Origin of the sequence: Pseudomonas brenneri (assembly GCF_007858285.1) — a bacterium.
GTDB classification, from domain to species: Bacteria; Pseudomonadota; Gammaproteobacteria; order Pseudomonadales; family Pseudomonadaceae; genus Aquipseudomonas; species Aquipseudomonas brenneri.
In genome coordinates this window covers 137,897-151,396 of the sequence record NZ_VFIL01000010.1, presented here as the reverse complement: position 1 = coordinate 151,396, position 13,500 = coordinate 137,897, and the positions used below count along the sequence as shown (strand labels likewise).

The window sequence follows — 13,500 nt, the reverse complement described above, 5'->3', positions numbered from 1 at the left end:
AGCAGCCAAGCATTTCCAGTACGTTAAATAGTACATCGCGAATGCCGGATTGTTTGTTGGTGTACCTCTTCACAAGAGGTATCTCGTTGCTCCAAGCAATGGGAGATTCATCGTGCCACTCACCGATACCGCCGTTCGTCATGCCAAGCCTTCCAGCAAAGACTATTCACTCGCCGATGGTCTTGGCTTGTCGCTGTTCGTCCCGATCCGGGGCAGTAAGCAGTGGCACTTCCGCTACAGCCTGCATGGCAAGCAACTTCGTATCTCCTTTGGAACCTACCCTGAGATCAGCCTAAAACAGGCCCGTGAGCGTCGTGACAGCGCTCGCGCTGCTGTTGCGCAGGATATTGACCCTCGTCAGACGCGCCGTCTGGAGCGGCAGCAGAGGGCGTCGGCTCGAGACAATTCGTTCGAGGCGGTGGCTGCCCGTTGGCATGAGTTTCGTAGCAAGAAGCTGACGCCTGGGCAAAAAGGCAGCTCTGGACAATCGAAGCGCTATCTTGACCGAGATATTCTCCCTGTCCTGGGGAAATTGACCATGGCCGAGATTACACGTCTGGATGTCCTGGGAGTCGTGCGCCGGATTGAAGGGCGGGGCGCTTTGGTGTCGGCAGGAAAATGCCGGACTTGGCTGAACCATATCTTTCGCTATGCAATGGCTGAGGGAATTATTGATGTCAATCCAGCTTCCGACTTAGACATCGTTGCTGAAACTCCGCCGCCGGTTCGTCACAATCCCCACCTGCAGTTGTCGGAGCTTCCTCGGTTTCTCAAGAGGCTGGAGGACTTTAGCGGAGCAACTACGACTAAGCTTGGTGTGCGCCTGTTGTTGCTTACGGGCGTCCGGACGGGGGAGTTGCGAGCTGCAACGCCAGAGCAGTTTGACTTGGAGAACGGGGTTTGGTTTATTCCCGCCGAGGGCGTCAAGCAGTTGCGTAATCGGGTGCGCAACAAGGGAGAAGTGATCCCCTCCTATATTGTTCCGTTATCCAGGCAGGCTTTAGAGATCGTCAGCTGCTTGCTTAAAGGTAAAGGTCGTGGTCGGCGTTATCTGCTGCCTCATCGGGTTGAGCCTCACGAGAAGATCAGTGAAAATACTCTGAATAGTGCTATCAGGCGGATGGGGTTTGTAGGTGAGCTCACTGGCCATGGTTTGCGAGGGACGATTTCCACCGCATTAAACGAACTAAATTTTAATAGCGGTTGGATTGAAGCCCAGCTTTCCCATGCGGACACCAATAAAGTGCGAGCCGCCTATAATCATGCTCAGTATGTCGTGCAGCGTCGCAGCATGATGCAGTATTGGGCGGATTTGCTTGATGCCTTAGAATATGGAACGTCAATGCCTGAGAAGCCCGTTGATGAAGGGGCGGTGTTACAGGTTTCTGTATCTAACATAGGTTCTGAAATGGAGCTCGAGGGATTGTCGAGTAATGAGCGCTTTCGTCACCAAAGCTTCAATCAGCTGGATGAGCGATGAGCTTATGGTGTTAAATATAAATTGATATTTTCCTGCATTTTGTTTTTAACAAGATGATCAGGGCTGGGTTTTTCAGGTCCGGCTGTCAAATCATAAAAGTCATTTATCGAAAAATATGAGGTGCTAAATGTCCCGTCTTGCAGCATTTCGTAAACTTGAGCGGCAGCTTGCTGACCAACTAGCAGAGCTTGAAGCCATGAAGGGCGATTCCGGCCTGAAAAAAGAGATGGAGTTCGAAAGCAAATTACGCGCGCTTTTGGCCGAGTACGGCTACAGCCTCAAAAATATAATCGACTTGCTCGACCCTCAAGCTGTTCGTCATGTACCGGCGCTCACGGCATCAAAGGCTGTCCGCAAAGCACGGGAAGTTAAGATCTACAAAAATCCAAACACCGGTGAGTTGATCGAAGCCAAGGGTGGTAATCACCGCCAGCTGAAGGAATGGAAAAGTGAATTTGGTGCGGATGCTGTGGAGTCGTGGCGCATTCAGTGATCTGACTCAAAAACAAAAAAGGTCCGGCGGGCTTTTTTTGTTTTTGAAATTAGCGATGATACAAATGCGATGTTCCTTTTAGAGTTGAGCTTGACTTAGATCTTCTCCGAGTTGGGTGCGAATATGAATCGCTTTAGTCCAGTCGCTACTTACCTGCCTAAATAAACTGCCGCAATTTCTGGGCGTTCATGGCCTAACTCTCGGCTGATCGTCTGGCGCGCCGTTTGATCTTGAGTACGCATCGTGGACGTCAGAGCTTGTCTGGTCGGCCCGCCTGCTGCCGGTGCTTTCCATCCCGTCAATACTTCATATCGTGCCTGCGCGTAACGATGACGCAAGCCATGCATATGACTTAGGCCGGCAGCCTTGCATTGCCCGTCATAGGTATGGCGCTGCTGAATGAACGTCTTGTGCGCTGGGATCAGTGACCCAGCCCCGGCCAATTGATGCGCCTGGTCAAGCACTGCGCGTTGTTCGGGGGTGGTGATCAAGACCGTGCGCTCGCGTCCACCCTTGGTCCATGAACCCTTGAGCGCAATGTGATCGCCTCGGTCAGCATAGCGTGGCTGAAACTTGATGGCTTCCTCACGGCGTAGCCCGAATACGGCTTGCAGCACCAAACTCATACGGACGTAGGGATCATTCACCTTATCCAATGCACCGCCCAACTCCTGCGCCTTGTTTTCGTTGGTCACATAACGCCGCTCCGGAATGCCGAGCTGGGTGTTGTCGGAAGGAATGATACCCGCTTTACCGATCTTCTCGGCCCACCAGCGCAGATGCGCCAGACGGTTCTTGAGTGTCCCTGCCGACAAGCCCTCAGCCTGCCAGCGCTCAACCAGTGCCTCGACATGTTTGCCCTTGAGTGAGGGCGCACGCATTTGCCTGAACCCCGCTTCGCGCAATTGACGGGCGACTAGGGTCAGACCTCGTTGCCGATCGGCCTGGGTGGCATGGCTGCCATCGCGATTGCGTTGGCAGAGTTGGCGTAGCGTGTAGGTGAGATCGTCCATCCAGTCCTCCTGCCAATGTTCTCTGTACGGGGTGCTGAGTTGAAATCCGGTGAGTGTTATTGCCAACTCGCCAAGGCGAGATCCCCGAAGGGCGAGGGCCAGGTGCTCAGATCACCTGTGGCCTCAAATGAGGCATCTGCCTTGCTTCCTGTGGGAAGGCCGGGCAGGGGAGTTGCTAATGAGCAGATGAAAAAGATGCGATTCGCTGTGATGAAGACCTCCGTGACAGTGAGTGGGATGGACGAGCAGGGGCTGTACCAGGCATTGCGCCAGTAGCCATTGCGGGGACGAAGCGGCGCCCCGTTGGGGCGGTAGGTTGACGTTGGCAGTACTGGACATGCCGAGGATAAAGAAGGCTCCCCCATGGGTAGGGGCGACGCACAGTGATGAGCCGAGTGCGTCTGGGATGGTTCCGCTCGAGGCGAGCTCAGCGCTTGCAGGAACCTGCGCTCTGGGCAACCGAGTGGGTACGGCAACGGCGAAGTGATTCGCACAAAGTAGTGCTTTCTGCCCTGCACCACGGGTTCCGGTGTTTAGACCCACCGGCAGGTCATTGCGGTTTCAGTGTGTCAGGGCATCGTCACGCAGTGCCAACGTAAATACGATGTGCGCCGTATCGTATTGTTGCTGCATTGCGCGGGGCCGTCACTGCGGCGTGCAGTGACGGCCCCGTGCGACGAGCCGAACTGCAGCAGTGGTGAAAAGGCACTTGCTGGCGCAGTCAAAATTGTTCGGGCGCAGAGGTTGTTTCTTTAAGCTAACGCGGCCGGTGGCCTTGTTGGCTGCCCGTTGACGGGCTGCCAGAGGCAGCCTTTCAACAGGCAGCTCCCCAGAGGCACGCGGGCGTGTAGTATCCACCTTGTTTTGAAATCGACTCGTGGCGACCACCGAGTATCAGATGGTGCCTAGTCGATGTGAGCGACGAGCCGCCCAGGCGAAAAAGAGGGGGAGATAGTCCTGCATACCTTGACTGATATATGTCTCGGGGAAACTCTGAAGAAGACTTCCAGATTTGGCAGAACGTCTGATCTCAACCGCCGAGATGCTTGATGAAGCAGATGACCTTCGTCGACACCTAGTATGCTGGCAAACGCAAGCAAACTCCGTAAGGAGTGTTTCCTGATCGAGATGGATCAGGTCGTACCCTGGAAGGAGTTGATCAATCTGATCGAGCCCCATTACCCCAATGGTGAAGGGGGCCGTCCGGCCTATTCGTTGATAGTCGTGCTGCGCATACATCTGATGCAAAACTGGTTCGGCAACGGCTAGCCGACGATGGAAGAAGCGTTGTGCGAGACAACAGTCTTGCGTCAGTTCGCTGGTCTAAATCTGGAACGTATCTCCGACGAAACCACCATCCTCAACCTTCGTCGTCTGTTTGAAAAGTACGGGTTGGTCAGCGGTATCCTGCGGGTCATCAACGGCTGTCTGGGCGACCGTGGGCTGATGTTGCGCCAGGGCATGGTGGTCGATGCAACGATCATTCATGCACCGAGTTCGGCCAAGAATAAGGACGGTAAACGCGCCCCATGAAATGCATCAGACGAAGAAGGGAAACCAACATTTCTTTGAAATGAAAGCACACCCAGCGTCGACGCCGAATCCGGCTTGGTGCATAGCCTAGTGGGCACCGCCGCGAATGTAGCGGACGAGACCCAGGTCGATCAGTTACTGAGAGACGAGGAACTTACGTGTGCGGGGATGCGGGTTGCACCTGAGTGGAAAAACGCCCAGAGCATCTGGACCGCAATATGATCTGGTCGATTGCCGCCCGGCTCAGCAGCTATAAAAAATAATGTGAAAAAGAGTTTGATTGGGCGAATGCAACGCAAGATCGAATACGCAAATGTGCAGATACGGGTCAAGTTTGAATATCCGTTTCGCGTGATCTAGCGTCAGTTTGGCTATCCGAAAGTGCGCTTTCGCGGCTGGTCGAAAAACATTGCTCAACAGGCAACCTTGTTCGCTATGTCGAATCTGCGGATGGAGCGAAAACGGCTGATGAGTATGGACGAGGTGCGTCTGTAATGCGGGCTGGTCGCCCTAAAGCAGCGCGATCAGAGGACGGAGCCATGAATTGCGGGCAAGAAAGGTCTGGTTTTCGATCGACTTATGATTTTTTGAGCCTCAAGTAGCGAGAGCATGAAAAATCGGTGGGTGCTTCAAACCTTCCTCAGCGTCCCTATCCGTCTTATCGAGTTCACCAGCGTCAATGCGTATGCGGTATCTACTCCTTGCGCATCTCTCTTGGATACGCTGGGGCCGTCAGCCGTGTTGCAGAGTTCTGATCATACGCTTGGCCTCTGATCATGGGGGGCCAGAAGACGAGCGTCAGCTAACTCGCTATGTCCGGCATACACTGGGAGGCCTTTCTAAAACAACCTCACGCTAACGGATGCATGTTGGCGCGCCTCAACGCCTCGATCTACAGGTACATGCCTTGGTTTATGAACTTTTTATGTCGAGGGTTCGGTTCGCGGTCTTGAGAGTTGTCTATTTATAGGATCGCGAGTAATCGAGAGGATCCGCTTCAGTTTTCGCCGGCGTGAAGCGTGCTATGGATATTAAGGGGTTGAGTTTTTGAGTAGGTGACAACGACTGATTGAAGTAAGTGGAGCATCATGTCTAAAAAAATTAGCCGTCAGCTCTCGTTTCGGGGGACGTGGGGTCCAATCAATATTGGATTAGTGGTCTATATGTCGCTGGGCTATTGTGTGAGGTATTTTTCTGAATTTGTTTTTGTGATCAGTAATGAAAGTGAATTTATTCGTTCTTTGACAAATACTATTCCGGCGTTGCAGATGGTGGACCGGGTAGCTCAACTTACTGGTGGCAATCCTGCGCCGATGAAGATGCTTGTCGCTTATGCGATTGTCGGCTCTTTGATATTGGCCGTCTGGTGTGTGTTCTGGTCTTTGCAGAAAGACATACTGCATGAAATGGCGTTTCGGTTTGAGTCCGATAGGCCTTCAAACCGGCGTTTGCTAATGTTGGTGCTAGTGATTGTGGTTTTATATGTTGCTTGCTTGCACGTAATGAATATGGAGAGGGTAAATGTTTCGCGGCAGGATGTTTCCTGGTTCTCCAGGTCGCTAAGTTCTGCAACGGTGATTATGTTGCTTAATGGGGGGGCGGCTGCTATATGTGTGATGGTGGCCCCAATATTGTATGTCGTTTTCTTTGTAAAGCCTAAGTTTACTAGTTAAGGAGCCTTCAATATGTCGATTGTGATGGAAGATAGCGAAGCAATTACGGTTGATATTTTTTTTGGAGGCTTAGGTAAAGCGGGAGAGGCCGTCACATCTCCTGCACAGACGGCGCTACTTGATGCATTTCAAGCGGCGGGCAATGTAAATGATCTGGCGGCACGCTTAGGCATCCCTATCCAGTTTCTTGCGGTCACCGGTGTCAAAGTTGTTTCAGCGTATGGATATGATGGCTATAAAATCAGCATTGCGATTAGATCTGATGATCCGAACGCTGTAGCTAAAGAGTTATTTACCACAGCTATCGGGAAAGTTGTTGGTGTGGGGCTTACTCCTTTATCAGCTCCGCTTATGAAACGTGGGTTAGGCGGTATCGCTGCTGGGGTCGCTATTCCTTTGGTCGGTGATGCTGTAGCTTCGAGTTATGCAGGAGGGGTCTGGGATGATCACGTTGCCAATAGCCAGTTTGGCTCATGGTCGACCAGTCAACTGACCGACACTTTTGGCATTGGAGTAAAGGTGACAGCAGGCACTGATGCCAGCAACAACAGGGGAGCCTTTGTGCCCCCCGCAAATCAGGTGCCCAACAGCCTACTTGCGATCAATCCCACTACAAACTCTCAGTCCATCTTTTTCAATCAATCACCCGTCTTGCAATTGCCCCCCATACAGATCACGGGCGACTATATCTACATTGTCCAACCAGGTGATTCGCTGTGGAAAATCGCTCAAAAAAACGGTTGGGACTTCAACGAGTTGAGAGATGTCAACTCCCAGTTGAGCGATCCGAACTTTATCCGCCCCGGTCAGGAAATTTTTGGCTTGCCCCCGGCATCCGTCGACAACAAGGTCGACATTCGCACTAATACGGGCGCAACCAGCTCTGTGTCGACGCAAGATGCTACAGCCGCCTTGAATGCCAATGGGACCTTTAGTTCCAGTGGCAATTATCTGGCAACTATGGACGCCTTTCGTCTTAACTTTGAGTCAACGTATGGCAGCGCACTGATTGGTGGTATCGGCACGGGCGGGTTTCGCCCAGGCGCAATGGGCCTGTCGAACATTGACAGCCAATCCTGGGGGCTTGAGTTTGCAGCACGGTCTCTAGGTGGCTACCAAGGCGGCAGCAGCCAATCTGGGCAAGTAGCACGTGCCGCAGGCGCCCTCACCAACTTCGGCCTTGGCCAACGCTTTATTCCCGCCGACCCAATGATCCTCGATTTGAATGGTGATGGTGTAACCCTGGTCAACTTTTCGGAAAGCACTGCGTTTTTCGATATCGATAACGATGGCGGCAGCCGTGAACAGACCGGCTGGGTCAAAGCGGTCGGCGCCGCTACTGATGGGATTCTGGTACACGACTTAAATAATGATGGGGTGATCAACGGTATCCAGGAAGCCCTGAGTGAGTACTACAACGGCGTTACGGGTACAGGCGGCAACACCGGTACGCGACCCTATGCCGATGGTTTCGTTGCGCTCAAGGCCCTTGATTCCAACGGAGATAATCTGTTTAACAATTTGGACGCAGGATGGTCGCAACTGCGGGTCTGGGTCGACCAGAATGGAGACGGACTCTCATTTATTGATAGCAATGACAATGGCATCAAGGATTCCACCGAACTGTCCGAGCTCAGAACCTTTGCCGAACTGGGCATCACCAGCATCAACTTGACCAAGTCTGCGCAGAGTGGCTTGGTCAATACTGGCAATGAAGTGTTGGCCACCGGCAGTTTTATTCGCAACGGCTTAACCGCAGCGGCGCAGGCCGTGCGATTTATTGCCAATCCGAGCGGAACGCAGTTCAGCAAAGGTTTGAATGGCACCACGCTGATCACGCAAGGATCCTCCGGCGCTTCCTCCGTGCGCTCCTTTGTTAGCGAAAGCAACACGAATCAGACGTTGTCCGTGACAACGTTGAACGTACAAAACATTTACGCCGGTGGCGGCAACGACTCGCTGGTGGGCGACTCCGGAGCGAACTGGCTGGTGGGTGGGTTGGGCAGCGACACATTCAGTGCTGGCGACGGCGATGATGTGCTACTGATCGATGCAGACGATGTACTTCAAAACATCCACGCCGGCGCTGGAACAGACGTGATACAGGTGGTTGGTGAGCGCGGTGTGGCCTTTGATATGGCGCAGGCACAAGCAGAGGTCTTTGTTGGAGGTACAGGGGCTGACATCGTTTATGGCGGTGGTCGACAAACGATGTTTGTCCGCGGTGGCGCAGGTGACGACATCCTCATTGGCGGTGGCGCGAATGATGTGTTGTCTGGCGACGACGGTGATGACCGAATTGAAGGCGGCGCCGGTAATGATCTGATTCGTGGTCATCGAGGTCGCGACCATTTAGCGGGTGATAACGCAGATGACGTGCTGGACGGTGGTCTTGAGGATGACGTTCTCGAAGGTGGTTCGGGTAATGATGTACTCATCGGCGGCGGCGGCGACGATACGTTTGATGGCGGTGACGGCATCGATGTCGCTGAATATTCCGGGTCCTATGCCGATTACCGAATCAGCAAGCTGAACTCCACTACCTGGCGTGTCGTTGATACTCGTAGCGGGCAGGATGGTGCCGACACGCTTTCCAATATTGAAAAACTCAGCTTTTCCGATGTCAGTCGGGTCGACTTGACGATAGGCAGCCCGCTGCCGGTTAAGGATATTCTGACCAGCAACAGTTCAGGGCAATTGCTCAGCCGTACGGTTGCCCAACTGATCAGCAAAGCCCAACTGCTGGGTAATGATCGGGATTGGGACAGTAACCTGAGCCAACTGGTCATTACCGAGGTCCTCGAAGCTCAGGGCGGTACCGTTAGTCTGAACACCAGCGGTGACGTGTTGTTCACACCGGATGCCAATTACACCGGTGTGATGAGTTTCAAGTATCGATTGAGCGACGAGGCCGGCCAGTTCACCAATGTGACTAACACGGCGACAGGCCAGACCGAGGCGATGAAAGCCGTCGTTTACTTGCAAACCCCCGATCTACCCAGTGACCCTCTGGCTGTCGAGCAATGGTATCTGTCCGACATCAACGTCATTCCCGTCTGGAAGGATTATACGGGGCTGGGAGTACGCATTGGTCAGTTCGAACCAGGTAGTCCTTACGCGACGGGCCCGGAGATATTCGACTATCGACACCCGGATCTGCAGCCTAACGCCGACAAGGCCTGGCTCAATACGTTGGACGCGCTGGGCAACAATAATACCCCTCAGACCGCCAGTAACCACGCCACGATGGTGGCGGGTGTAATGGTGGCTGCGCGCAATGGTCAAGGCGGGATCGGTGTAGCCTATAACGCCACGTTGGCCGGCCATTACATTCAGGGCGATGGGCTGGAGCTATCCCAGCTCAGTACGGAGATCAGCGCCGCTCTGGCCAAGTTCAAGGACTACGATGTCGTCAATAATTCCTGGGGCGCCGCGAGCAACTTCCTGATCAATGTGGCCCCTGCGGGTACCTTGCAGACCGGTATTCTCAATGCGGTCAGCCAGGGGCGAAATGGTTTGGGGACTGTAGTGGTCATGGCTGGAGGCAACGACCGTCAAGGTGGAGCCAACACCAACTACAGTGCACTCACCGCCAATCGTGCGGTGATTACCACAGGATCAATCAACGCAGCCAGTGATCTGGGAACGCTGCAACTGGGCATGAAACCCTTTAGCAATCCAGGCGCATCGATTCTGGTATCAGCGCCGGGTAGCAATATCGACAGCACCAGTCGTCAACTGATCGCCGACAACGGTTCTACATTGGGTTCGAACTATGCCACTAGCGAGGGCACCAGCTTCGCTGCACCTATCGTCTCGGGTGTAGTGGCGCTGATGCTGGAAGCCAATTCCCGACTGGGCTATCGAGATATCCAGAGCATCCTGGCAATGACCGCGACCAAGGTCGACGATCCCAATGGCACTGACTGGGTCTACAACAGCGCCAAGAACTGGAACGGTGGCGGCATGCACACCAGCCATGACTATGGTTTTGGTGAAGTGGATGCCCGTGCCGCTGTGCGCCTGGCCGAGACCTGGCACACACAAAGTGTCTACGTGAACGAGGTCAACCGTAGCGCAAGCAGCGGCGCACTCGGTGTAGCTATCCCCGACAACGGCTCTACGCTCTCTCGCACCTTGAGCATGGCATCGGGTCTGACAGTGGAAAGTGCTCAGGTCACGGTAACCTTGACCCATCAACACTGGGGCGACCTGATCATCAAGTTGATCTCACCGTCCGGTACTGAAAGCGTTTTGGTCAATCGTTCGGGCAAGGCCCCGGGAAGTGGGGCGAGCGATCGCGGTGATCCCATCTCAGGCACCATGAACTTCAGTTTCAACAGCACTCATTTGCGTGGTGAGGACAGCGGCGGCGTCTGGACACTTCAAGTAATCGATGCCGTCACCGGCGAGACCGGAACGATGAGTAATTGGAAGTTGGATCTGTACGGCGCGCTGGAGGGTGTTGATGACGTATATGTCTATACCAACGAGTACGCAAGCTTCGCGGGAACAGCGCGTAATACCCTGGCTGATAGCGACGGTGGTGTCGATATTCTCAATGCGAGCGCGGCCACCGGCAACAGTACGATCAATCTGAACGCTGGAGTGCTCAGTACTATCGCCGGCAAGTCGCTGACGATTACCGGAACTCTCGAAAAGGTCTATGCAGGGGATGGCAACGATACCCTTACCGGCAATGCTTTGGACAATGTGCTGGTGGGTGGGCGGGGCAATGACACACTCAATGGTGGCGCAGGCTCGGATCGGTTGGAGGGTGGCCAGGGCAATGATTCCCTGACAGGGGGACTCGCCGATGACCTGTTCATTGTCCGCCGTGAGGTGGGCAGTACCGACACCATTACAGACTTCAGCAGCGCTTCAGGAATCGAGAAAATAGTTCTGGTGGGGTTCACCGATGTGCCGGACTTCACCGCGATAACCCTGACGCAAGTTGGGACGCAGGTGAGGGTCAACCTGGGACAGGGGCAGACGCTGTTAGTGAACAACGCTACGGTGGCCGCGCTATCCGAGCAGAACTTCACCTTCATCACTACACCGCACTTCCTCGAAGAGTACGTCGCACGGTGGGTCAATCCACTACGCACCGCCGGCACTGCGGGGACCGACAACTTGTTGTTACCTGGCGGCGCTGATCTGAGTGCATTTGGTATGGGGGGAGACGATCTCATTTCTGCCATCTCACCTAATGATCTATTAGACGGTGGTGATGGCAATGATCAGCTTTTGGGAGATGAGGCAGGCTATACGCCTTACCCCGGTACTGACTGGATCGAAGGGGGCGCCGGCGATGACTTCCTGGACGGTGGTGACGGCGATGACATGCTCGTTGGAGGAAGCGGTCTCGACTCTATCTACGGCCAGGGCGGCAACGACTATTTGATCGGTGGTAGCGGCGACGATTATCTCGATGGTGGGGCTGGCGATGACATTGTCACTCTGGATGGCGATGCGGGGATGATTGATGGTGCCAGCTACGCATTCCTGGGTAATCGCGTGGGTGGCGCTGGAGGCGACATCTTCAGGGTGCTGACCAATGGTGGCGCGCAAGCAGGGCACGGTTCATCGGGAACTCAAATTGGTGCCTATAACCTGATTGTTGACTTCAACCCAAACCAAGCACGCGAACAGATAGATTTATCAGCGTTTTCGTGGGTGGGCTCTTTCAACGACCTCGCTTTTGAAGACTGGTCGGTGGGCTCAGTATCGATGGTCACGATTTCGTCCGTGCAGGGTACGACGGGGGCATACGTGACCTTGCACGGCATCAGCTCATCGCAGTTGCGCGCCGACCATTTCATCTATGCCAAGGGTATTGCGGGAAGTATCGAGGGAACGCTCGGCAATGACACTCTGACGGGCAACGCCGGGGCCAACACGATCGACGGACTTGCGGGCGCCGATAGCATGACCGGCCGTACCGGCGATGATACTTACATCGTCGATAACATTGGCGACCAGATTTATGAGTTACCCGGCGGCGGATACGACACGGTGCTTTCCAGCGTCGGTCACACGTTGAGTGCCAATGTTGAAGCACTGACATTGATGGGCAGTGCGTCACTCAACGGTACTGGCAACAACCAGCGTAACCGCCTGACCGGCAACGCCGGTAACAATCGTCTGGACGGTGGCGCGGAAGCGGACGAAATGGTGGGTGGTGCTGGTAACGATGTTTATGTCGTGGACAACCAACTGGATAGCGTCACGGAAAACGTCAATTCCGGCACCGATCGCGTTGAGGCATCAGTGTCATGGACGTTGGGCAAAAATATCGAAAACCTGACTTTGACTGGCACTACACATATCAACGCTACCGGTAACGAGGTGAGCAACACACTGATCGGTAATTCCGGCGATAACGTTCTTGATGGTGCGCAAGGCGCCGATACGATGGTCGGTGGGCTCGGCGATGATACTTATTATCTGGACCACACAGGCGACGTCGTGTCGGAAGCACTCAACAGTGGTTACGACACCCTGCATAGCAGCGTAAACGTGACGCTGGGCAACAATGTGGAAAAGGTGATGCTGTTTGGAAGCGCCGTCTCTGCAACCGGCAATTCGCTCGATAATTTCCTGATCGGCAACAGCTTGGCGAATACCCTTTCGGGTGCGGCCGGTGACGACACTCTGGATGGCCGTGAAGGCGCCGATGCGATGAGCGGCGGAGCAGGTAACGACACTTACTTCATCGACAATCTTGGCGATACCGTTACAGAGTTGGCGAGCGAGGGTGTTGACACTGTGGTTTCCAGCATAAGCCTCAACCTGGCCACGCAGGGAGGAGGGCAGTTGGAAAATGCGCTACTGACTGGCACTGCAAACCTCAACCTGGCAGGCAATGCACTGAATAACGTCCTGACGGGCAATGGTGGCAATAACACGCTGTCCGGTGGCGCCGGTAATGACACCTATACCCTGGGACGTGGTGACGGAACCGATCGAATTGTCGAGGCTGATGGAACCACAGGCAACACAGACATTGCATCCTTTGGATCTGGCGTTACCACCGAGCAACTCTGGTTCCGCCAGATCAGCAACGACTTGGAAGTCAGTATCATCGGGACCAACGACAAGCTCTTGGTCAGCAACTGGTACTTGGGTAACCAGAATCAGGTGGAGCAATTCCAGGTTTCGGATGGACAAGCTCTACTCAATACTCAGGTACAGAACCTGGTGCAGGCAATGGCAGCGTTTGCGCCACCTGCAAGTGGGCAGTTCTCACTTCCTTCCAATTATGCTTCGGTGGTGCAGCCGGTGATTGCGGCTAACTGGCAATGAGGG

The 13,500-nt window shown here is 54.2% G+C and carries 5 protein-coding genes and 1 pseudogene; 5 read left to right on the top strand and 1 reads right to left on the bottom strand.

The annotated features are described in order from the left end of the window. Positions 1 to 112 precede the first annotated feature (112 nt). Positions 113 to 1,480, top strand: coding sequence for a tyrosine-type recombinase/integrase (locus tag FJD34_RS21560; protein WP_090290702.1), 1,368 nt, complete (start codon positions 113 to 115; stop codon positions 1,478 to 1,480). A 127-nt stretch (positions 1,481 to 1,607) separates the two neighbouring features. Further along, positions 1,608 to 1,973 carry a histone-like nucleoid-structuring protein, MvaT/MvaU family gene (locus tag FJD34_RS21555; protein ID WP_090290703.1) on the top strand — a complete coding sequence of 122 codons (366 nt, stop codon included), beginning with the start codon at positions 1,608 to 1,610 and terminating at the stop codon, positions 1,971 to 1,973. Between the two features lie 149 nt (positions 1,974 to 2,122). Here FJD34_RS21555 and FJD34_RS21550 read toward each other — a convergent pair whose 3' ends face one another. Further along, positions 2,123 to 2,986 carry a phage integrase N-terminal domain-containing protein gene (locus FJD34_RS21550; protein ID WP_090290704.1) on the bottom strand — a complete coding sequence of 288 codons (864 nt, stop codon included), beginning with the start codon at positions 2,984 to 2,986 and terminating at the stop codon, positions 2,123 to 2,125. Between the two features lie 1,049 nt (positions 2,987 to 4,035). Here FJD34_RS21550 and FJD34_RS21545 point away from each other — a divergent pair. The 3 genes and pseudogenes from FJD34_RS21545 to FJD34_RS21535 all read left to right on the top strand — a co-directional run bounded on the left by FJD34_RS21545 (position 4,036) and on the right by FJD34_RS21535 (position 13,497). Beyond that, positions 4,036 to 5,014, top strand: a pseudogene (locus tag FJD34_RS21545) (IS5 family transposase). 593 nt (positions 5,015 to 5,607) lie between these two features. Then, on the top strand, positions 5,608 to 6,192 hold the full coding sequence (locus FJD34_RS21540) for a hypothetical protein (RefSeq protein ID WP_090290705.1): 585 nt from the start codon (positions 5,608 to 5,610) through the stop codon (positions 6,190 to 6,192). A 12-nt stretch (positions 6,193 to 6,204) separates the two neighbouring features. Beyond that, entirely contained in the window at positions 6,205 to 13,497 is a 7,293-nt protein-coding gene (locus tag FJD34_RS21535) for a S8 family serine peptidase (RefSeq protein ID WP_090290706.1), read from the top strand. The last annotated feature ends 3 nt before the right edge of the window (positions 13,498 to 13,500 follow it).